Source organism: Alistipes sp. (assembly GCF_048465575.1).
Classification (GTDB): domain Bacteria; phylum Bacteroidota; class Bacteroidia; order Bacteroidales; family Rikenellaceae; genus Alistipes.
The window spans coordinates 86896-108941 of record NZ_DBFWLG010000002.1 but is presented as its reverse complement, the minus strand read 5'-3'; the positions used below and the strand labels follow the sequence as shown (position 1 = coordinate 108941).

Below are 22046 nucleotides of genomic sequence, written 5' to 3'. Positions count from 1 at the left end.
GGGCGGGCCTGCGACATGCTACGGATCGTCTGCGCGCTGCTCTGGCTCCTCTGCGCCGCACCCGCGGCGGCAGCAGGGAGGGGTGCGTCCGGGGCGGAAGCCGAAGCCCACGCGGAGGCTGGCGACGGTCCAAGTGCAGATGCAAGTACCGGTGCGGGAACCGGTGTCCCGGTCCGCCGCGACTCGGTGGCGCGGACCGTCGCCATCGAGGGGGTAGACATCGCCGGGCGGCGGCCGATGCGCGAGATCGGCGTGCAGCGCACGCAGCTCGACAGCGCCGTGCTGCGCCGCGACGTCACCTCGTCGCTGGCCGACGTGCTGGCGAGCGGCTCGACCCTCTTCATCAAGTCCTACGGCCGCGCCACCCTCTCCACCGCCTCTTTCCGCGGCACGGCGCCCTCGCACACGCAGGTGACGTGGAACGGCATGCGGGTCAACTCGCCGATGCTCGGGCAGGTCGATTTTTCACTCATCCCCTCCTATTTCATCGACCGGGCCGCGATCTACCACGGCGCCAGTTCGGTGGGCATCACGGGCGGCGGGCTGGGCGGGGCGATCGCTCTGGACAGCAAAGCCCCGGCCGACCGCGGGCTCGCGCTGCGCTACGTGCAGGGGGTCGGGTCGTTCTCGACCTGGGACGAATTCGTCCGCCTGACCTGCGGAGGCAGGCGGTGGAGCAGCTCGACGCGGGTGCTGTACAGCTCCTCGGAGAACGATTTCCGCTACCGCAACTACGACACCAAGACGCTGGTGACGGATGCGAACGGCAACGTCGTGGAGAGCTACTACCCGCTCCAGCGCAACCGCAACGGCGCTTTCAGCGACCTGCACCTGATGCAGGAGCTCTACCACACGACCCGCTCCGGCGACCGTCTCTCGCTCGCGGCCTGGTATCTCGACTCGTACCGGGGCCTGGCCGTGACCTCGTCCGAACGCAACACCTCGAAGCAGAAGAAGAACACGCAGGCCGAGCTGACCCTGCGCGCCGTGGCGGCGTGGGAGCGGCTGCGCGGCGGGCTGAAGCTCGACGCCCGCGCCGGCTACGCCTACACCGACATGCGCTACCTGATGCTCTCCGACCCCGAGGGCCGCGGACAATTCGTCCCCGCCACCGACGCCCGCAGCCGCATCCACACCCTCTTCCTGCGCGCCGAGGCGGAGTACGCACTCGGTGAGAAGTGGCTCTTTGCGGCCAACGCCGCCGCCCACCAGCACCGCGTGCGCAGCGGCGATCTCTCGCTGCTCGACCCGACGACGGGGCTGCGCTCGACGACCCTCTACGAGCAGAACCGCTTCGAGCTCTCGGTGTTCGGATCCGTCAAGTGGCGTCCCTCGGAGCGGCTGGGCGTGGCGGCCGACCTGAGGTGGGAGCTCTACGGCGACCGCACGACACCGCTCATTCCGGCCCTCTTCCTCGACTACCTGCTCTCGCGGCGCGGCCGGGTGGTCTTGAAAGCCTCCGCGGCCCGCAACTACCGCCACCCCACGCTCAACGACCTCTATTTCCAGCCCGGCGGCAACCGCGACCTGCGCCCCGAAAGGGGCTGGACGTGGGATGCGGGGATCGAATGCGCGCCGGGCGACGAGCGCCGCGCGTTCACGCTCTCGGCCACGGTGTTCGATTCGCGCATCGACGATTGGATTCTCTGGATCGGGACCGTCAAGCAGGGCATCTACACCCCGGTCAACATCCGCCGCGTACACAGCTACGGCGCCGAGTGCAAACTCACGGCCCGCGCCGCGACCCGTTCGGGCTGGCGCTTCGGGCTGGACGGCAACCTCGGCTGGACCCGCTCCGTCAACCGGGGCGATCCGTTCAGCCCCGCCGACCGGTCGGTCGGCAGGCAGCTGGTCTACATCCCCGTCTGGTCGGCGGCCGTCACCGCGCGGGCGGGCTGGCGGCGGTGGGAGCTGACCTACACGTGGACCCATTACAGCGAGCGCTACACGATGACCGACAACGAACCCGGCGTGCTGGGTTCGGTCAAGCCCTACTACATGAGCGACCTCTCGCTCGAAAAGACGTTTGACTTTTCGTGGGCGGGGCTTTCGCTCAAGGGCTGCATCCACAACCTCCTGAATGAGGAGTACCAGACCGTTCTGGCACGCCCCATGCCGCGGCTCAATGCCTCGTTCTTCATCGGCATAACCCCCAAACTGCGCAAACGATGACCCTGCGTGAACAACTCATCGAACTGGCCGACCCCGGCTACCGGAATTTCGTCTGCCCGCTGATGCCGGGCGTTAGCGATGTCCTCGGCGTCCGCCTGCCGCAACTGCGCCGTCTGGCCCGCGAGATCGCCCGCGGCGAGTGGCGCGCCTTTGCGGAGGATGAGGGCGGCTGTTTCGAGGAGCGGATGCTTCGCGGCATGGTGATCGGCTGCGTGCGCGTCCCGGTGGCCGAGAAGCTGGAGCTGGTGGCGCGCTTCGTGCCGCAGATCGACAACTGGTCTGTCTGCGACTCGTTCTGTTGGACGCTTCGCCGCGCCGAGCGCGAACCGATGTGGCACTTCATCCAGCCCTATTTCCACGCGCGGGCCGAATACGATGTGCGCTTCGCCGTAGTGACGGCACTCCGCAATTTCATCGACGAGGAGCACCTGGAGGCGCTCCTGACCGCGTTCGACGCTATCCGTCACGAGGGCTACTATGCCCGCATGGCGGTGGCGTGGGCCGTGTCGATGGCGTTCGTGCGTTTCCCGGAGCGGACGCTGGAGTGGCTCGGCGGCTGCCGGCTCGACGACTGGACCTACGACAAGTCGCGCCAGAAGATCGTCGAGTCGCTGCGTGTGGACGACAGGGCCAAGCAGACGGTGCGCGCCATGAAGCGCCCTGCAAAATAGCGCCGAAGCGGGTCGTTTTCCCGAAATTATCGTAACTTTGTTTCTCAAAACGAACCGATCGTATGCGCAAACTGGTAATCATACCCACCTACAACGAAAAGGAGAACGTCTCGGCGATGATCGACAAGGTCTTCTCGCTCCGGGAGCCGTTCGAGCTGCTCTTCATCGACGACGGCTCGCCCGACGGCACGGCGCAAATCGTCCGCGCGCGGCAGAAAGAGTATCCCGAAACGCTGCATTTGATCGAACGGAGCGGCAAGCAAGGGCTGGGCACGGCCTACCTGGCGGGGTTCCGGTGGGGGCTGGAGCACGGCTTCGACTACATCTGCGAAATGGACTGCGACTTTTCGCACAACCCCGACGACCTCGTGCGGCTCTACCGCACGGCGGCCGCGGGCTCGGACGTGGTGGTCGGATCGCGCTACGTCGAGGGGGTGAATGTGGTCAACTGGCCCATGTCGCGCTTGTTGATCTCCTATTTCGCCTCGATGTACGTGCGCACAGTCACGCGCATGCCGCTGAGGGACGCCACCGCCGGGTTCGTATGCTACTCGCGGCGGGCGCTCGAGCGGATCGACCTCGATGCCGTGCGGATGAAAGGATACGGCTTTCAGATCGAGATGAAATACACGGCCTGGCGGCTGGGGCTCGGCGTGAAAGAGGTGTCGATCGTCTTTACCGAACGCCGCGAGGGGGCTTCGAAGATGTCGGGCGGGATCTTCGGCGAAGCCTTTTTCGGGGTGCTCAAACTCCCCTTTCGCAAAATCCGGGGCCGCGGCTGACCCCGTTTTGTCGACAGATTGTTCATTATTAAATTCCCGGGCGGCTTGCGGTTCGTCCGGGAGTTTCTATCTTTGCGACCGTGCAAGGTTCCCCGCCGGCGGCTGCCGGCATGGGATCAAAAGGGAACGCCTGTGAGAATCAGGGACTATTCCCGTAGCTGTAAGCTCCGTCGATCACCGCACACTCTTTGGCCACTGTCCCCCGGGACGGGAAGGCGTGCGGCGGGAGCGAGTCAGAAGACCTGCCTTGCACTTGCGAGGGGACCGCTTTCGGGAGGTAGGGCGGCACCGGACGAGACTTTTACAAGCAGGAAACAAGAGCAGTCATGCGCTGTGGCGACGCAGCCACAGGCAGGTCGTCCCCGCATCGAAACGCACACAACATAATTTGAAAAGATATGGGAATTTCGGAACTTCGGATCGTCAAGCGCGACGGCAAATGCGAAACGTTCTCCGTGGAGAAGATCAAGCGCGCGATCGGCAAGGCATTTCTTTCGGTGGGCGGATACGCCACCGACGACGACCTCACGCAGGTATTGAGCCGCGTCAGGGTGGCGGACGGCATGTCGGTCGAGGAGATTCAGAACCAGGTCGAGGTGGCGCTCATGGCCGAGCGCTATTTCGCCGTGGCCAAGAGCTACATGCTCTACCGCCAGAAACACACCGAGGAGCGCGAGGAGCGCGACAAGCTGCGCTTTCTGACCGATTACTGCGACGCCAGGAACCCGGCCACGGGTTCGAAATACGACGCCAACGCAAACGTCGAGAACAAGAATATCGCCACGCTGATCGGCGAATTGCCCAAGCAGAATTTCATCCGCCTCAACCGACGCCTTCTGACCGACCGCATCAAGGAGATGTACGGCAAGGAGCTGTCGGACAAGTACCTCTACCTCTTGAAAAACCACTTCATCTACAAGAACGACGAGACCTCGATGGCCAACTACTGCGCCTCGATCACGATGTATCCGTGGCTCCTGAACGGCACGCTCTCGATCGGCGGCAACTCGACGCGCCCGACAAACCTCAAGTCGTTCTGCGGCGGCTTCGTCAACATGGTCTTCATCGTCTCGTCGATGCTCTCGGGCGCCTGCGCCACGCCCGAGTTTCTGATGTACATGAACTACTTTATCGGGCTGGAGTACGGTCCCGACTACTACATGCACGCCGACCGGGTGGTCGATCTCTCGTCGAAACACCGCACCATCGACAAGATGATTACGGACTGTTTCGAGCAGATCGTCTACTCGATCAACCAGCCCACCGGGGCGCGCAATTTCCAGGCCGTTTTCTGGAACGTGGCCTACTACGACCGCTACTATTTCGAAGCGTTGTTCGGGGAGTTCCGCTTCCCGGACGGCTCCGAACCCCGCTGGGAGTCGCTCTCGTGGCTCCAGAAGCGCTTCATGACCTGGTTCAACCGCGAGCGGACGCGCACGGTACTCACCTTTCCGGTCGAAACGATGGCCCTGTTGACCGAAAACGGAGACGTGAAAGACAAGGAATGGGGCGACTTTACGGCCCGCATGTACGCCGCGGGGCACTCGTTCTTCACCTACATCAGCGACAACGCCGACTCCTTGTCGTCGTGCTGCCGCCTGCGGAACGAGATTCAGGACAACGGATTCAGCTACACACTCGGGGCTGGCGGCGTCTCGACCGGCTCGAAGAGCGTGCTGACGATCAACCTCAACCGCACGATCCAGCACGCCGCCAAGAACGGCATGCACTACCTCACGTATCTGGAGGAGATCACGGACCTGGTTCACAAGGTGCAGACGGGCTACAACGAAAACCTCAAGGAGCTTCAGGCCAAGGGGATGCTGCCGCTCTTCGACGCGGGGTATATCAACCTCGACCGTCAGTACCTCACCATCGGGGTCAACGGACTGGTCGAAGCGGCCGAGGCACTGGGCATCCGGATCGACGACAACGACCGCTACGTCGCTTTCGTGCAGGAGGTGCTGGGGCTCATCGAGCGCTACAACAAAAAGTACCGTTCGAAGGAGACCATGTTCAACTGCGAGATGATTCCGGCCGAGAACGTGGGTGTCAAGCACGCCAAGTGGGACCGCGAGGACGGATACGCCGTGCCGCGCGACTGCTACAACTCCTATTTCTACGCCGTAGAGGACCCCTCGCTGAATGTCATCGACAAGTTCCGCCTGCACGGCCGAAAGTATATCGACCATCTGACGGGCGGCTCGGCCCTGCACCTGAACCTCGAAGAGCACCTCACCGAGGAGCAGTACCGCCAACTCTTGCGCGTGGCGGCGCAGGAGGGGTGCAACTACTTTACGTTCAATATTCCCAACACGGTGTGCAACGCCTGCGGCAAGATCGACAAGCGCTACCTCGGGGAGTGCCCCCACTGCCATTCTACCGACGTGGACTACCTCACGCGCGTGATCGGCTACATGAAACGCGTTTCGAATTTCTCGGCCGCACGCCAGCAGGAGGCCGCGCGGCGCTACTACGCCAAGGCCCAATAGGATGGTACGCTACCACAATTTCGACATCGTATTCCGGGAGGTTCCCGGCGAGGTGACGCTGGCCCTCAACCTCACGGGCTGTCCCAACCGCTGTCCGGGCTGCCACAGCCCCCACCTGCAAGCGGACGGCGGACGGGTGCTCGACGAGCGGGAGCTCGCGGGGCTCGTCGGCCGCTACGGCGAGGCGGTGACCTGCATCTGCTTCCTGGGCGGAGACGCCGCGCCGCACGAGATCGTCCGCCTGGCGGGCGCCGTGCGGCGGCTCGCACCCCGACTGAAGGTGGGCTGGTATTCGGGACGCGAGGAGCTGCCGGAGGGCCTTGCGCCCGAGGCGTTCGACTACATCAAACTCGGGCAGTGGATCGAAGCACGGGGGCCGCTCGGCTCCCCGACGACCAACCAGCGTTTCTACCGGGTTGCGGCCGACGGCTCGCTGGAGGAGAAAACGGCCCTTTTCCGGCGCAAGACATGGGACGACTGAAAGCGGTTTTCAACTGGAGCGGCGGCAAGGACTCCGCCCACGCGCTCTGGCGGGCGATGCGGTCGGGGCGCTACGAGGTTGTCGCCTTGCTGACCACCGCCGACCGCGAGACGGGCCGCTCGACCCTGCACGGCATTCCCCGCACGCTCTTAGAGGCCCAGGCACGCAGCATCGGCATTCCGCTCCATACGGTGGGGCTCGACCCCGCGGGCGGGATGGCGGATTACGGCGCCGAGATGGCGCGCGTCGTGGCGCATTTCAAGCGGATGGGCGTGACGGATTTTATTTTCGGGGACATCTTTCTGCACGACGTGCGCCGCTACCGCGAACGACAACTGGCACCGCACGGCATCCGGGTCGTGGAGCCGTTGTGGGAACTTACGTCAGACGAGGCGATGCGCGGCTTTCTGCTGTCGGGGCTGCGGACGGTCGTGGTGACGACCCTCGACGGCGGCCTGGGCCGCGAAGCCGTCGGGCGCGAGGTAGACGCCGCATTCGTCGCGTCGCTGCCCGCGGGGTGCGACCCCAACGGGGAGAACGGCGAGTACCACACATTCTGTTACGACGGGCCGATTTTCAGCTCGCCCGTCCGGTTCCGGCTCGGGGAGCCTATCCGAAGCAGTTACGAGATCGGGCTCGAAGACGGCTCGACGGCCACCTGCGCCTACTGGACCGCCGACCTCGGCGAAGCGGCGGATTAGCTGACCCCGGCGCGGTACTCGACGGGGGTCATTCCGGTGTGTTTCTTGAAGAGGCGCGTAAAGTGCTGCGGATACTGGAAACCAAGCTCCCAGGCCACATGTCCGATCGATTTGGCCGGATCGAGCACCCGCTCTTTGGCCGTATCGACGAGTTTGAGCTGGATGTACTCCTGGGCCGTCTTGCCGGTCTCTTTTTTGACCAGATCGCCGAAATAGTTGGCCGAAAGGCACAGCTCGCCGGCACAGAACCGCACCGTGGGCAATCCGTCGCGCTGGGCGCGGTCGCCCGCGAAATAGTCGTCCAAAAGGGCTTCGAAGCGTGTCAGCAGGTCGTGGTTGACGTGGGTGCGGGTGATGAACTGCCGCTCGTAGAAGCGCAGGCAGTAGTCGAGCAGAACCTCAATCTGGATCGAGATCAGCCGCTTGGAGTGGCGGTCGATGGCGTGTTCCAGTTCGTGGCGGATCTTGCGGAACGAGTCGATGACCATCTCGCGCTCGCGCTCCGAGAGGTGCAGCGCCTCGTTGACCGCATAGGAGAAGAACGTATACTCCTTGATGTGCTGCCCGAGCGAGGTGCCTCGGATCAGGTCGGGATGGAACACCAGCGCCCAGCCCTTGGGCTGGTAGGTCGTGCCGTCGTCCTCGACGCCGATGACCTGGCCGGGCGCCAGGCAGACCAGCGTGCCCTCCTGGTAGTCGTAGTGGTGGCGGCCGTAGATCAGGTCGCCGCACCGAATCTCCTTGAGCATCACGGCATAGAATCCGTAGGACTGGCGCGCATGGCGCAGAGGCGGGGCCACGGACCAGTCGACCACGCTCACGAGCGGGTGGAGGGTTTCGACCCCCAGCAGGTCGTTGTACTCGGTGACGCTTTCGTAGTGGATGGGCTTCGTTTCCATAATCGCATTGTTTACTAAAACAAAGATAGGCGTTTTTTCCGTACGCCCGCACCCCGGAACGCAAAATCCGGAATCGGGGTAACAACATCCGTAATCGGTGCCACCGGCCGCGGACGATCCGTAATCGGGGTAACAACACCCGGAATTCCGATAGGGTGTGCCGGCCGGAAAGGCGCTACCTTTGCACCGTAATCCCAAAACGACCGATCATGAGCAAAAAAGTACTTATTCTCTCGTCGAGCCCCCGCCGCGGCGGCAATTCGGACCGCCTGTGCGACGAGTTCCTGCGCGGGGCACAGCAGGCCGGGCACCGGGCCGAAAAGGTGTTCCTCGCCGACCTTACCCTCAATTACTGCACGGGCTGCGGCGCGTGCAGCGAGCGGGGCCTCGGGTGCCCCGAGCGGGACGACGCGGCCGGGATCGTCGAGCGGATGATCGACGCCGACGTGATCGTGCTGGCCACGCCCGTCTATTTCTACACCCTCTGCGCCCGGATGAAGACCCTCCTGGACCGCTGCTGCGCGCGCTACTTGGAGATCCGCAACAAGGAGTTCTACTACATCCTCGCGGCCGCCGAGACCGACCGGCGGATGATGGAGCGCACGGTGGAATGTTTCCGCGGGTTTCTCGACTGCCTGGAAAACGCGCAGGAGAAAGGCGTGATTTATGGCACGGGGGCCTGGAAGATGCACGAAATCGAGAACAAACCGGCGCTGCGCGAAGCCTACGAGGCCGGACTGAACTGTTAAATTCCAGGACCATGCAATACGTACAACTGAACAACGGCGTCGAAATGCCCATCCTGGGCTACGGCGTCTACCAGATCGACCCAGCCGCATGCGCACGCTGCGTCGGGGATGCCATCCGCATCGGCTACCGCTCGATCGACACGGCCCAGGCCTACCGCAACGAGGAGGGCGTCGGCGAGGCCGTGCGCCGAAGCGGCCTTGCGCGCGGGGAGTTCTTCATCACCAACAAAATCTGGATTTCGAACGCCGGGGAGCAGCGGGCCCGGGCGTCGATCGAGGAGTCGCTGCGCAAGCTGGGTAGCGACTATGTGGACCTGCTCCTGATCCACCAGCCATTCGGCGATTACTACGGCACCTACCGCGCTATGGAGGAGGCCCTCGCGGAGGGCAAGGCACGCGCCATCGGCGTGTCGAATTTCTATCCCGACCGCTTCATAGACCTTGCGACTTTCTGCGACATCAAGCCCGCTGTGAACCAGGTCGAAACCCACGTTTTCAATCAGCAGCGCGAAGCGCAGCGGATCATGGAGCGCTTCGGGACGCAGATCATGTCGTGGGGACCCTTTGCCGAGGGGCGAAACGGGTTGTTCACCAACGAAACGCTCCGCGCGATCGGCGAGCGGCACCGGAAGAGCGCGGCACAGGTCGCCCTGCGTTTCCTTATCCAGCGGGGCGTGGTGGTCATTCCCAAATCGACCCACGCCGAGCGGATGCGCGAAAATTTCGAGCTCTTCGATTTCGCGCTCGACGAAAAGGAGATGGAAGCCATCGAGGCGCTGGACCGGGGCCAGAGCCTCTTCTTCTCGCACTACGACCCCGAGACGGTGGAGTACCTTTTGAACTACCGATAGCTATGAAGACCCGAACTTTTTTACTGACCCTGCTGCTGCTTTGCAGCGCTGGAGTCGCAAAGGCACAGACCATGCAGCACGAAACCCCTTTCGAGCAGCCTTTCCCGCAAGGCGGAGAGCTGCCCGCGCAATACTCCCGCTATTTCACCGGCCGGGCCTGGCTGGCCGCGGTAAGCGACAACGCCGAGCTCGGCACCCGCATCTCGAACGTGACGTTCGAACCCGCATGCCGCAACAACTGGCACAGCCACTCGGGCGGCCAGCTCCTCCTCATCACGGCCGGGCGCGGCTACTACCAGGCCGAGGGCGAGCCGGCGCGCGAGCTGCGGCCGGGCGACGCGGTGGAGATCGCTCCCGGCGCGGTCCACTGGCACGGCGCGGCCCCCGACAGCTGGTTCGCCCACCTGGCCGTGGAGTGCAATCCCGCGAGCAACCGGAACACGTGGCTCGGCCCCGTGGACGACGCGCAGTATGCCGCGGCCACGGCGGCCGGCGACACGCTCAGGCCGACCGGCACCGACGCGGCCCACGCGGGAACCGGCACCGGAGCCGGCGCTGTATTCGATCCGAAAGTCCCCGGCGCAGTATCCAGTCCGAATGCCCCCGGCGCTGCGGACGACCTTGCGCGGACCGACCCCGAACTGGCCTCCGTCTTCGACCGATTCCGGGGCGAGGTCGGGCAATACGGCACGCTCGACGCCCGCAGGCGCCTGCTGGTGGTGATGGCCTCGACGATCGCCCTCCAGGCCCGGAGCGAATACCTGCGCGTGCTCGATGCGGCCTGGGAGCAGCGCATAACGCCCGTCGAGATCAAGGAGGTGCTCTACCACGCCGTACCCTATGCCGGGATGGGCAAGGTCCACGATTTCATCCTCGCGGCCAACGACTTTCTGAGGACCCGCGGCGTCGGGCTCCCGGTCGAGGGGCAGGCGACGACCTCGTCCGAAACCCGCTTCGAGCGGGGATTGGCGCTGCAAAAGTCGATCTTCGGCCCCGAGATCGAGCGGATGCACCGCACCGCGCCCGAGAACCGCAGGCACATTCAGCGCTACCTCTCGGCCAACTGTTTCGGCGACTACCAGACCCGCACGGGGCTCGACGTCCCGACGCGCGAACTCTTGACTTTCTCGATCCTCGTCTCGCTCGCCGGCTGCGAAAGCCAGGTCAAGGCCCATATCCGGGGCAATGTCGAGGTGGGCAACGACAAAGAGACGCTGCTGGCCGCGACGACGCAGCTGCTGCCGTGGATCGGCTATCCGCGCACCCTGAACGCCCTGGCGTGCCTGGACGAGGTGCTGCCCGAATAGGCGGCCGGCACCGAAAAAAATCCCGGGACCTCCGACAAGAGGTTCCGGGATTTATCATGCTGCAAGGATTCCGCTACTCCGAAAAGGGGCACTCTCCCGATTTCTTGCAGAGCCGCGAACAGGCGAAGACGGGAACATAGAGCTCCTTGAGGAGGCTCTTGGGATACTCCATCAGCAGCCGTGCCAACTCGGCGCATTCGTCCGTAAAGGTCTCGTGCCGGCTGCCGTCGTCCATGAGTTTGAGCACCAGCCGGTCGATCCACTCCCTCAGACGCGGAAGGACAGGCACGACCGACGAGGCCGCTGCATGGAAAGCCCGCGAGGTGAAAGACATGTAGCGGGCCATACGCCCCACGAAAGCGTATTTCAGAATCACGGTGCCCGGCACGCAGTCGCAATGCTGCAAACAGCGTTTGTCGATGACTACCAGATGCGGTTCCGACAGTCGGAACCGCTGGGTCTTCATCTCCATCCGCAGGTCGAACGCGACGCTACCCTGAAGACAGAAGATCATAGCGAAATCCTCCTGACCGAAACAGTGCATGTCGCGGCCGCCCTCGGGCAGACCGCCCAAGGTAAAAAGGCCGCTCGAGAGCAGTTCGTTTGCTTTGAAAAGGGTCAAATAGTCCATCGTCTTCGGGTTTAATGAGTAGTTGCGGTCCGTGGCAAGAGACCTTGCGGGCAGACCCGTCTGCGGCTACCGGTAATGGTCTTTGCGCGGATCGGTCAGGCGGCGGATGCGTCTCTCCCTGATGACCGAGACTGCCACCACGATCGTAATCACGGCTACCAGCACGATGAGAATCCCGATCAGGACGCAGTCTATGGTTTGCAATTCATCCATTCAAATCCTGTTTTCACTCCCTGTCCGGCTCCGGTTTGCGGAGCGGAATAAAAAGCGGGCCTGCCCGTAAGGCGACAGGCCCGCTTCGAGGAGTGTTGTGTTACGATCGTCAGGCGTGGTTGTGCCAGACGGCCTGATGCCACCGAGCCGTCTGCGTGAGCGTCTGCACGTAGGGATAGCTGTTGACATTGATGTTCAGCGTGGTCGAACCGCGATACTCGTTGACCGTATTGTCCTGATAGAAGACGGTCTTCCAGGTATACTCATTCGCAGCGCCGACCGTCACGAAATCCATGCGGGCGGTTCCGCCGGTCGTACCCCAGCTGACCGTTCCGGTAGGCGACACGTTGTTCAACTGGATTCGCGCTTCCTTGAAATCGCCGGTATTCGTACCGGAGTAGACGTTGTTTCCACCGCAAACCTGGGTCCAGAGAAATTCATCCGCAAATGTTCCCTGGGTCACTCTGAGGAACGCCATGGTGCGCGCATACTGCCGGACGGTCACGTAGTAGTAGGCCGCATCGGCGTTGCCCGTCCTGGCGGCTTTCAGCACGAGGGTTCCCTCGCGGAAATACCCCATCGAAACGCCCGTGGCAGCGGTGTATTCGGTCACCGAGTAGGTCAACCGGCTGTTGTCCGTAATCGTCGCCGCAAACCAGGCGGGCGCCGACTCGACGGTCACCGTCGAGCCGTTGAGCGCCTGGATCGGGAGGGTTTGATTCGCCAGAGCCTGATAACCCAGTCCGATGTATGGGGGAAGATCGCTGATCGCAGCGGCCTTGGGAGCGTACTGACGCACCACGACCGTATAGACCTGCTTCTCGATGTGCATGCCATTTCCGGCCGTCAGCGTGAGCAGACCCTCGCGGAAATCGCCCTGCGAACCGTCGTACGCACTCATTGTGAATGTGATACGGCCGTTCTGGTAGTTGGGTGCGGTGATCCACGCCGCACCGGAGGTCGGGACAACGTCGGTACCGTTCTTCGCAGCCACGTAGAACTCGCCCGCCGTAGCGCCGGAGGCATAGGTCAGCAGAGCCGGCACGGAGTGGATACCCGCCTCGACGGGCGCATTCTGGCGCACGGTGAGGTAGACCATCCGGGCATTCGAGTTGGTGTTGGAGGCCCGGATAGCCACCGTACCCTCGCGGTAGGCGCCGTGGGCGCCGTCGTAGGCCGTCAGGTGGAAAGTGAAGAGCCCGTTGTTGCCCTCGTTGAGCGTGGAACCGGTCATCCAGGCGGGAGCGCTCTGAATGCTTACGGTCGAGTTGTTGAGCACGTTGACCGGCAGCGTGTAGTCGCCCGCAGCCGCCATGTAGGTCACCACGCCGCCCGGCAGCTCGATTCCGGCCTCGGCGGGCGCGTACTGACGGACCACGACGTTGTAGACCTGGACATTGGCGTGGTCGTTGCGTGCCCGGATCGCAATCGTGCTTTCGCGGTAGGCGCCCTCGGCTCCGTTATAGGCCTCGAAATTCATCGTCACGAGTCCCGCCGTATTTGCCGTAGCGGTAACCCACGGCAGATTGCTGTCGGCTTCGATTTCCGAACCGTTCTGCGCGGCGACCAGGAACGACTGGCGCTGCGCCCGGCTGCTGAAAGTCAGCATCTGGGGCGCGGAGGTAATGCCGGCCGGGGCGGGTGCGAACTGGCGGAGCGTGACGTAATAGAACGCGGCGTTGGAGTTCGTGTTCGAAGCCTTGAGCGTAAGGACCGCATCGCGGTAGTCGCCAGCGGAACCGTTGTATTCGGTGAATGTGTAGGCCAGACCGGTAACGGCGTCATACGAGGGAGTAACCCACGCGGGAGCGGAGTTCCCGACGATCTCGATATGCGAACCGTTCAGCGGATTGACCGGCAGCGTATAGTTGGCCGCCCCGTAGGGATAGGTCAGGATCGCCGCGGGTACATCGGCACCGGCAGCCTTGGGTGCATACTGCCGCACCACGACGGAATAGACCTGCGCGTTGGCGTGCGTATTGGTCGCCGTGAGCCGGATGACCGCATCGCGGAAATCGCCGGCCGAGCCGTCGTAGGCCGAGAGGGAGTAACGGATCATGCCGTTATCGTTCCTCAGCGTGGTGATCCAGCCCGCGTCGGTGGTCGGGTGGACAAGGGAGGAATTCTGCGCACCCACGGGGAACATGCCGTCCGTCGCACCGCTGTTGTAGGTCACCAGCTGCGGCACGGAGGTGATGCCGGCCGGAGCGGGCGCATACTGGCGGATGGTGAGGTAGTAGACGGCGGCGTCCTTGTAGGTATTCGCAGCCTTGAACGTCAGCACGGCCTCGCGGAAATCGCCCTCCCGACCGTTGTACTCGGCTACGGAATAGGAGACCGAACGCCGGTCGGCAGCCACCGCCACGTGGTCGACCCAGCCGCCCGAGTTGTTTCCGATCACCGTGACCTCCGAAGCGTTCTTCGGGTTGAGCGGCATGGTGAAAGAGCGCGGATTGCCGTATTCGTCCTCACCGGAGCCGGAAGAGGTGTAGGTCACCGTCGAGGCGGGCAGGTCGAGACTCGGAGCCTGGGGAGCATACTGACGGATCACCACGTTGTAGACCTGCGGATCGATGTGGTCGTTGGCCGCGATGAGCGTAATGACACCCTCGCGGAAATCGCCCTCGGCACCGTTGTAGGCCTCCAGTTCGAAAGTAACCGAAATACCGTCTTCGCAGAGCGGATGCTTGATCCACGATGTCGTGGTCGCGGGGATGACCATCGACCCGTTCTGGGCTCCGACCATGAACTGCTGCGCCTGCGCCTTGCTCGAGAAAGTGAGCATCTGCGGCACGGAGGTGATACCCGCGGGATCGGGCGCGTACTGGCGGATGAAGAGATAGTAGTAGATGGCGTTGAAATTGCTGTTCGCCGCCTTGATCGTCAGGACCGCATCGCGGTAAGCACCCTCGTTGCCATCGTACTCTTCGAGCGTATAGAAAATCGCGTCTTTGGCGGAGGTGAGGCCGAAATCGGTCACCCAGCCGGCATTGCAGCCTTGGACGGTTACCTCCGATCCGTTGACCGGATTGATCGGAATGGTGTACGTATCCCCGAAATAGGTGTAGGTCAGCATCGACGACGGCAGGTCGACACCGGCCGCAGCGGGCGCGTACTGGCGGACCACCACGTTGTAGACCTGCACGTTGGCGTGGTCGTTACCTACCAGGAGGGTAATCAGACCCTCGCGGAAATCGCCGGCCGAACCGTCGTAGGCATCCAGATCGAACGTGACGATTCCGCGCTCGAAGATCGCATTTCGGATCCACTCTTTCGTCGAACCGGCCTGGATCTTCGAACCGTTCTGAGCGCCGACCATGAACTGAATGCGGTTCTGGGCGAAGCTGCCGAAAGAGAGCATCTCGGGCAGGGAGCTCACACCCGCGGGCTGCGGAGCGTACTGGCGGATGTGGAGGTAGTGGATCGAGGTGTTGGCGTGGGCGTTGGTCGCGCGCAGCGTGATGACCGCTTCGCGGCTGTCGCCCGAGGCACCGTCGAAAGCATCGAGGCTGTACGAAACCGACGCGTTGTCCTGACCGATCTGCACGTTGCGGACCCATGCGGCGTTGACGTTCACCACGGAGACGACGGCCCCGTTCATCGGATTGAGCGGCAGCACGCGGTCGGAAGCCTCGTGGGTGTAGGTGACGACCGACTGAGGCAGCTGGACGGCGGCTGCGGGAGGAGCGTACTGACGGATTACGACCGTGTAGACCTGGCGGTTGGCGTGGTCGTTCTCGGCCCACAGCGTGATGGTTCCGTCGCGGAAATCGCCCTCGGCCCCGTCGTAGGGAGCCAGCGAATAGGTTACGGCGCCGTCGTACAGCTCGACATCGCCGATCCACTCCGTCACGGAGGCCACGGTCACCTCGGAGCCGTTCTGCGCCTCGATGAAGAACATGCCGCCCTCGGCGTTGTTGGCGTAGGTGAGCATCTGCGGAAGGGTGGCGATACCGGCGGCATCGGGAGCATACTGACGCACGGTCAGGTAGACGAACGCCTCGTCGGCATTGCCGTTGGCGGCCTTGAGCGTCAGGACGGCTTCGCGGTATTCGCCCGTCGAACCGTCGTAGGCGTCGAGCGTGTAGCGCAGCAGCGAGTTCTCGCTCACGCGGGCATCGCGCAGCCACGGGGCGCTCGAAGCGACTACGGAGACGACCGAACGGTTGAGTGCGTTGACCGGAAGCGGGTATTCGCCCGTCAAGTGGGTGTGCGTGAGCAGCGTCGCGGGAACCTGGACGCCTGCGCTCATGTAGGCGGACTGGACGACATGCACGCCGACCTTGGTGGTGGCATTGTCGCGGTAGGCCACGATCAGCACGTCGCCCTCGCGCACCTCATCGGTGTCGTTGGCAGCAGCGGTGATGCGCAGCGTATGCGTGCGACCCGATGTCTCGACCGTCGCGCTCTTGAGCCATGCCAGGTCGCCGTCGATCCCGGACTGGTTCGAAACGACCGAAACCTCGTAGCGGACATTGTCCCTGTCGCCGCTCTCGACCCAGAGGTCCTGCGTGTGGACGGTCTGAACGGGCATCATGTAGGCGGTGGCAGCGGTGGAGACGGCCGGAGCGCCCAGACCGTTCTGGATCACCTCGACGACGTATTCGTAGGTCTTGCGGCCGAAAGTGACCGTGATGCCTATCAGGCCCTTGCGCTCCTCGGCACCGGTGTTCTTCGTCACGTCGAAGCGGTAGAACACCGTTTTCGAGTAGCCCGAAACGGTCTCGGTCTGCGAGAGGTTCGAAATCCACTGGCCGCCCGAGAGCACCTCGGTTTCGATCTTGGCATCCTTGTACTGCGTAGCTACCGAGAAACCGATCCCCTGAGCCGCTGCGGCGGGCAGGGTAATCAGCTGCGGGGTCACGCGGACCTCGGTGTCGGAGAGCCGGTTCTGCGTCACCCGGATGTCGGTTTTACGGCCGTCGGCCATCGAAACGGCGATATTGGCCGTGCGGGACTTATCGCTCTTGTTGGCCTCGACCAGCAGTTCGATCTCCGTGGTGCCCTTTCCCGAAGCGAGCGAGAGCACGCACCAGGCGGCATCGCTGCGGGCCGTCCAACTGGTGTTGGAGTAGATCGTGACGGGCACGTTGGCTGCTGCGGAGCCGATGAGGATCTCTTCGGCCGAAACGGAAACCTGCGGCTCGTCGAAATCCTCGCACGCGGTAAACGGCAGCGCAAGGGCCAAAAACGTCAGCACAACGGCGAAACGCGTGCCGATTGATTGGATGATATGATTCATAATGATATGTTCTTCAGGGTTATTACTCTTCTGCCGGGACGTATTCCACGCTCACCATGCAGGTACGCAAGGTCTTGTACAACTGCGCGATCTTCCAGGCCTCGGCCGTGCTGCGCACCTTCAGGTCGCGGAGTTCGGGGTCGGATTCCCCGGCCACGATCCGGCGGATTTCATCCGCATTTTCGATACCCGAATCGGGCAGGGCGGCCAGCAGGCCCTCCCAGTTCTCGCCCACATTCTCGATTTCGATCTTTTCGGGAGCGACACCCAGAGATTCGATCAGCATGGTTTTTACGGCTTCCCCGCGCTGCTGCGAGAGCCGCTCGTTGTACGAAACAGGTCCCTCGGGCGAGGAGGCGGGGTAAAGGACGATACGCAGGATTTCGCCGTTCCCGATATTGGTGCGGAGTTTTTCGAGGAAACCCCCGTACGCCTCGGTGTCGATGAACTCGGTCGAGCCCAGTGCGAAAGTGTCGGTGAAGATGCGTGAATCCCGCGTTTGGAGCGGGGCCGGAGCGGGAGCAGGGGCGGGCTCGGGGACGATCTGCGGTTCGGCGGGAGCCGGCACCCAGTCCGTCGCCAGCACGCTCCGGTGCTCGGCCGTACGCATGGCGCGCGTGCGGCATGCGATGTAGGTCTGCTCGAGGAGGCGGATTTCGAGTTCGGTTCCGGGTTCGAAATCCACCGAGGTCTGGTAGTGGTAGGTCACCTCGTCGCCGCAATAGGGCACGCGGGCCTCGAATTCGCGGCCGCTCCAGAGTTTGCGGTATTCGTTGGCGGTGCGCGATTCGGAGAGGCTGCGGAAATTGCGCCCCTCGAAGAGCACGGCGAGCAAGGTCATCTGCTTCTGGCCGCTGACGAGCGTGGGCGTTACCACGTAGGCCTTGCGCGATGGAATCAGACGGGCCGGCACCGTGATGTCGAAAGCGATGCCGAGGCGCTCGCCATCCCGGACAACCGTTGCTTTGGGCTCGATCTTCTGGATAAACGCCGAGCCGGCATAGGTCGGCCGCGTACCGTCCTGTGCCCGGAGCAGTCCCGTGCCCAGCAGGCACACGGAACAGAGTGCGGTAATGATTATCTTATTCATGGCTTAACGCTTTTTTTTATTGAATATGAGGTAGGAGATGCTGATTCCGGCCCGGGTGATGCCGAAACCGTCCTTGCGCTGCGACGAATAGATCCGCACGTCGCCCGTCCGCTGTGCGCGGCCCTCCCTGTCGTAGTCCTTGTGCAACCATCCCAGGCCGATGTTGCCCTCCAGACGCCAGTGGTCCGAAAAGGCCCACGAATAGCCGTACGAAACGCCCAGCCCCGAGAGCCAGCCGTTGTAGCGGTATTTGTCCAGGCCGAAATCGTAGTCGGCGTACATGGTGTGCAGGCCGACGAAATGGCCAGTGAATTTGCGGCAGCACCAGAACCGGACCTCGGGCTGGATGCCCCACATTTTGGTCTGTTTGCCGTTGCCGTAAACCCACGGATTCCACAGCACGTCGGCCGTAACCGTCCAGCGCGGGGCCAGGGCGAGTTCGGCACCGAGGTTCATGGTTCCCAAAGCGGCCCATCCGAGCGCATTGGTCCGAACGGAGAATTGTTGCGCGTGCGCCTGGGGAATCAGGGCCGCAAGCGACAACAGGCAGATAAGTATAAATTTCTTCATTGTGTTGGATTTTGTTGTTTGCGGATCACTTTCCTCCATTCCAGGTGTCATCGCCCTGCTGGGTGACGAGAATCGAGGCCGTGGCCTTGACCTCGTCGCCGGTGGTGAACCGGACATGAGCCGTGCGGTCGGTAGTGCCGGGATTCTCATCCACGATAATGGCGATGGACTGCGTACCGCGACCAGAGGTCTTGGAGAGCCTGCACCACTCGACATCGCTCCGACCGGTCCATGCACCGTTGGCACGCACCTCGACGTCGATGCTGTTCAGCATGTAATCGGCTTCGATCAGCGGTCGGGAAACCGACACCTCGGGCGGATCGGATTCGTTGCAGCCTCCCGCAAACAGCAGCGTGGCCGAGAACAACCCGATACCGATCATTTTGATGATTTTTCTCATAGAGTTGATGAATTAAGTTAGATTGAACACTTATTTTTTATACAGGTTACTGACTATTACGCTATGCCCCCGACGCACTCAGGCACCCGAAAAGAGCCCGAAAAAGACATTCTTATTCAAAAAGAATTGCAGAACCGGAATGAGAAGAGGTATCTTGTCCAATACGAGCGAAATAGATCGTTCGGAAAAGAAGAAAACGTTTCACCGCAGCCCTTCGGTTCCCGGTTCGGAGAAGCGCACCAAATCGAAAAACTGATTTTCAACCTGTTGACCCTTGAATAAAGAGCAAGTACGATGAAACGACCGACCCCGATTCTCGCCGAAAAACCGGAAACGCATGCCAGTTCGTGTCCGGTCAAATGCCTCCGTTGCCGCTACGACCGGACACACCCGCCGGTCAGCTGGAGAGAGGTTCGGCCGCAGCCGGACGAGCCGTTCGAAACTGCGGATACGCACACGCACCGGATCGTTTTCGTGATGGAGGGGGCCGTTGCGGTTAGGACGGCGGAGGGCGAAGCATTCGATCTGAGCCCCGACCAGTGTATTTTCCTGGCCAGGATCAAGCGGTACACCCTGACGGCAACCGCCCCCTCCCGCCTCATGCTGCTCGATTTCACGAACCGGGTCGTACTCTGCAACCGCGACTGCCTGAGCCGCTTGAGCACGGGCTGCAACGCCTCGGAGCCCTCCGGTCCCGTGCTCGGGGTTCACCCCTTTCTGCGCCAGATGGTCGACCATATCGCACGGGTCGACATTCCCTGTTACCACCTGCTCAAGGAGCACGAACTGTTCATCATGATGCGGTGTCTCTACACCGAGCAGCGACTGGCAGCCTTTTTCGGCCCCATTCTGCGGCCCGATCACGACTTGCAGGCATTCGTGATGAGTTGTTACCGGCAGGTGCAGGGCGTGGACGATTTCGCCCGCATGGCGCATATGAGCGAGCGGACGTTCCGCCGCAAATTCAGCGACACGTTCGGTCAGACCGTACACAGGTGGCTGGTGCAACAACGCGGAAAGGATTTGCTGGGGATGATCGCAAACGGGGAGCGCGACACCAAGCGACTGGCAGGAGCCATCGGCCTGACGGATCAGGCGGCGCTCTACCAGTTTTGCCGTCGTCATTTCAAATGCTCCGTCACGCGGCTGATCGCTCTTAACGCATCTGGAATGCAATAACTTGGAATCGCAATCCGATGGCGGATTATGCACCTGTTTTGGCCGTTTTTAAATAGCCTCCAAACCGCGGGGGGGGGTAAAAAAAACTATATTTGTGAAAAATTTGCCGCCATTGAGCCCGGTCGATACCGCAAAACGAAGAGCGTGACATTCTTTTTGAATAAGTGTGCGGCCTTATGGATCATCTTTGCACCCGTTCCTTTCATCGGGATGCAAAAGAAAAACGCTGATCTTCTAACTGCAAAGATAGCGTTTTTTCCGGAAAATACATTTTCGTGCGCTTTTTTCGTCCTTTCGCTACGCAATAAGGCCGCTAAAAAGACGAGACGATGCGGTTGGCTTCGTCGATGCGGACCGGCTCCAGCTCTTCCAGATAGATGCGCGTCGTCTTTTCGGAGGTGTGCCCCAGTCCCTCGCTGATGACGGTCACGGGAATATTCTGCCGCCGGGCCCGGCTCGCCCACGTATGCCGCGCCATGTTGAAAGTCAGGTTGCGTTCGAGATCGAGCAGCCGCGAGACGCGGATCAGCCGGCGCAAATAGTGGGAGCGCGAGTTCTTGTAGCGCCGGTGCAATATCCGCTCGAACTCCTGCCGCTCCTCGGGCGCGTCCGGAGTCCGGTAGGGACGAACGGAGCCGTCGGACGTGCGGTAGAGCATGACGGGCAGGACCCACGGCGAGCACATGCCGCGGTAGCGGTCGATGAGTTCCTGCAAGGCCGGAAAGATCTTGACGGTGAACAACTGTCCGGTCTTGCGGCGCCGGTAGCGGATCCGTCCGTCCTCGATGTCGCTCTGCCGGAGGTAGGCCATGTCGACGAACGACATGCCGCGCGTGTAGAAACTGAACAGAAACAGGTCGCGGGCCATGCCCAGCTCGCGCCGGCCGGGAAATTCCGCCCCCGCCACCCGCCGCAGGACCTCGTCGCCGACGGCCAGTTTGCGGGTTTTCTCGATGCGGAACGAGGTATCGGCAAAGGGATTCGTCTGCCGCGAGGCAAAGCCCTGCCGGGCCGCCTTGTTGTAGGCCGCCCGCAGCTTGCCCAGATAAAACGTGACGGTGTTGACCCGAAGTCCCTCCGCAAGCATGTGTTGTTCGAACCGTCGGACCACCTCGCCGGTCAGCTGGTCGAACAGGAGCCGCCGGCCGCCCGTGAATTTTTCGAAAGCCGTCAGCGTGGCCCGAAAGGTCGAAGCCGTGCCCAGGTCGCCCTGCTCTTCGAGGGTTTCGATCAACGTGCGGAAGAAAGTCCCCACGAAGCGGTTGTCGTTACGCTGCCGGCAACGGTCGGCGATGTCCGCGACGCCGAAAGGGGTGCCGCTGCGTTCCAGTTCGGCCACGATGCGTTCGGCCTCCGCGATCCGGCTGCGCAGGTAGTCGTTCACCTCGGCGATGTAGGCCCGGTGCGCCCGGGTGCGCGACGAGGGGACGGCAACCCCCTGTACGGGGTCGAACTCCCGGACGGAGAGTTTGTAGGGCGTGAACAGCACGCTGCGCCGGCGCTTGTAGAGCAGCTGCACCACGAGCGTATAGCGCTCGCCTGCGCTATCCTTGCGGATATTGAGTCGGGGTTTGATGGATGCTTTTGCCATTTTTTTCTTCGAATGTTAAAAAACA

18 protein-coding genes and 1 riboswitch are annotated in these 22046 nt (G+C 62.5%); of the genes, 10 read left to right on the top strand and 8 right to left on the bottom strand.

Annotated features, from left to right (window positions below):
- Positions 1–15: 15 nt before the first annotated feature.
- From ACMQ11_RS00470 to ACMQ11_RS00445, 6 genes are all read left to right on the top strand, one after another.
- On the top strand, positions 16–2172 hold the full coding sequence (locus tag ACMQ11_RS00470; protein WP_418990688.1) for a TonB-dependent receptor: 2157 nt from the start codon (positions 16–18) through the stop codon (positions 2170–2172).
- Positions 2169–2843 (top strand): DNA alkylation repair protein, encoded by a 675-nt coding sequence (locus tag ACMQ11_RS00465; protein ID WP_418990687.1) that lies wholly within the window; start codon positions 2169–2171, stop codon positions 2841–2843. Before ACMQ11_RS00470 ends, ACMQ11_RS00465 begins: the two co-directional genes overlap by 4 nt.
- A gap of 62 nt (positions 2844–2905) precedes the next feature.
- Complete coding sequence (locus tag ACMQ11_RS00460; RefSeq protein WP_418990686.1) at positions 2906–3625, top strand: polyprenol monophosphomannose synthase; 720 nt, start codon at positions 2906–2908, stop codon at positions 3623–3625.
- 68 nt (positions 3626–3693) lie between these two features.
- Positions 3694–3890: riboswitch (cobalamin riboswitch) on the top strand.
- Positions 3891–4023: 133 nt separating this feature from the next.
- Positions 4024–6117 carry an anaerobic ribonucleoside-triphosphate reductase gene (gene nrdD, locus ACMQ11_RS00455; RefSeq protein WP_418990685.1) on the top strand — a complete coding sequence of 698 codons (2094 nt, stop codon included), beginning with the start codon at positions 4024–4026 and terminating at the stop codon, positions 6115–6117.
- 1 nt (position 6118) lies between these two features.
- The gene (nrdG, locus tag ACMQ11_RS00450; protein WP_418990684.1) at positions 6119–6598 is read left to right on the top strand and encodes an anaerobic ribonucleoside-triphosphate reductase activating protein; all 480 of its coding nucleotides are present in this window, start codon (positions 6119–6121) and stop codon (positions 6596–6598) included.
- The gene (locus tag ACMQ11_RS00445; protein ID WP_418990683.1) at positions 6586–7299 is read left to right on the top strand and encodes an ATP-binding protein; all 714 of its coding nucleotides are present in this window, start codon (positions 6586–6588) and stop codon (positions 7297–7299) included. The genes nrdG and ACMQ11_RS00445 overlap by 13 nt, the downstream gene beginning before the upstream one ends.
- Here the strand turns inward: ACMQ11_RS00445 and ACMQ11_RS00440 are convergent.
- Positions 7296–8198: a helix-turn-helix domain-containing protein gene (locus ACMQ11_RS00440; RefSeq protein WP_418990682.1), complete on the bottom strand. Its 903-nt coding sequence runs from the start codon at positions 8196–8198 to the stop codon at positions 7296–7298. The genes ACMQ11_RS00445 and ACMQ11_RS00440 overlap by 4 nt on opposite strands.
- A gap of 209 nt (positions 8199–8407) precedes the next feature.
- Between ACMQ11_RS00440 and ACMQ11_RS00435 the strand changes: the two genes are divergently transcribed.
- From ACMQ11_RS00435 to ACMQ11_RS00425, 3 genes are all read left to right on the top strand, one after another.
- Complete coding sequence (locus ACMQ11_RS00435) at positions 8408–8947, top strand: flavodoxin family protein (RefSeq protein ID WP_418990681.1); 540 nt, start codon at positions 8408–8410, stop codon at positions 8945–8947.
- A gap of 11 nt (positions 8948–8958) precedes the next feature.
- Positions 8959–9798 carry an aldo/keto reductase gene (locus ACMQ11_RS00430; RefSeq protein WP_418990680.1) on the top strand — a complete coding sequence of 280 codons (840 nt, stop codon included), beginning with the start codon at positions 8959–8961 and terminating at the stop codon, positions 9796–9798.
- A 71-nt stretch (positions 9799–9869) separates the two neighbouring features.
- Positions 9870–11105 carry a cupin domain-containing carboxymuconolactone decarboxylase family protein gene (locus ACMQ11_RS00425; RefSeq protein ID WP_418990696.1) on the top strand — a complete coding sequence of 412 codons (1236 nt, stop codon included), beginning with the start codon at positions 9870–9872 and terminating at the stop codon, positions 11103–11105.
- Positions 11106–11178: 73 nt separating this feature from the next.
- On the opposite strand, the gene ACMQ11_RS00420 is transcribed toward ACMQ11_RS00425, so the two are convergent.
- From ACMQ11_RS00420 to ACMQ11_RS00395, 6 genes are all read right to left on the bottom strand, one after another.
- Entirely contained in the window at positions 11179–11736 is a 558-nt protein-coding gene (locus ACMQ11_RS00420) for a hypothetical protein (protein ID WP_418990679.1), read from the bottom strand.
- A gap of 66 nt (positions 11737–11802) precedes the next feature.
- The gene (locus ACMQ11_RS00415; protein WP_418990678.1) at positions 11803–11949 is read right to left on the bottom strand and encodes a hypothetical protein; all 147 of its coding nucleotides are present in this window, start codon (positions 11947–11949) and stop codon (positions 11803–11805) included.
- A gap of 109 nt (positions 11950–12058) precedes the next feature.
- Positions 12059–17191, bottom strand: a complete 5133-nt coding sequence (locus ACMQ11_RS00410) for a BACON domain-containing protein (protein WP_418990677.1) — start codon at positions 17189–17191, stop codon at positions 12059–12061.
- Between the two features lie 22 nt (positions 17192–17213).
- Positions 17214–18281 carry a hypothetical protein gene (locus ACMQ11_RS00405; RefSeq protein ID WP_418990676.1) on the bottom strand — a complete coding sequence of 356 codons (1068 nt, stop codon included), beginning with the start codon at positions 18279–18281 and terminating at the stop codon, positions 17214–17216.
- A gap of 3 nt (positions 18282–18284) precedes the next feature.
- Positions 18285–18851, bottom strand: coding sequence for a DUF3575 domain-containing protein (locus tag ACMQ11_RS00400; protein ID WP_418990675.1), 567 nt, complete (start codon positions 18849–18851; stop codon positions 18285–18287).
- Positions 18852–18876: 25 nt separating this feature from the next.
- A complete protein-coding gene (locus ACMQ11_RS00395; protein ID WP_418990674.1) occupies positions 18877–19251 on the bottom strand; it encodes a BACON domain-containing protein in 375 nt (124 codons plus the stop codon).
- Between the two features lie 294 nt (positions 19252–19545).
- On the opposite strand from ACMQ11_RS00395, the gene ACMQ11_RS00390 reads away from it, so the two are divergent.
- Positions 19546–20430: a helix-turn-helix domain-containing protein gene (locus tag ACMQ11_RS00390; protein WP_418990673.1), complete on the top strand. Its 885-nt coding sequence runs from the start codon at positions 19546–19548 to the stop codon at positions 20428–20430.
- A gap of 313 nt (positions 20431–20743) precedes the next feature.
- Here ACMQ11_RS00390 and ACMQ11_RS00385 read toward each other — a convergent pair whose 3' ends face one another.
- The gene (locus tag ACMQ11_RS00385) at positions 20744–22021 is read right to left on the bottom strand and encodes a site-specific integrase (protein ID WP_418990672.1); all 1278 of its coding nucleotides are present in this window, start codon (positions 22019–22021) and stop codon (positions 20744–20746) included.
- Positions 22022–22046 lie beyond the last annotated feature (25 nt).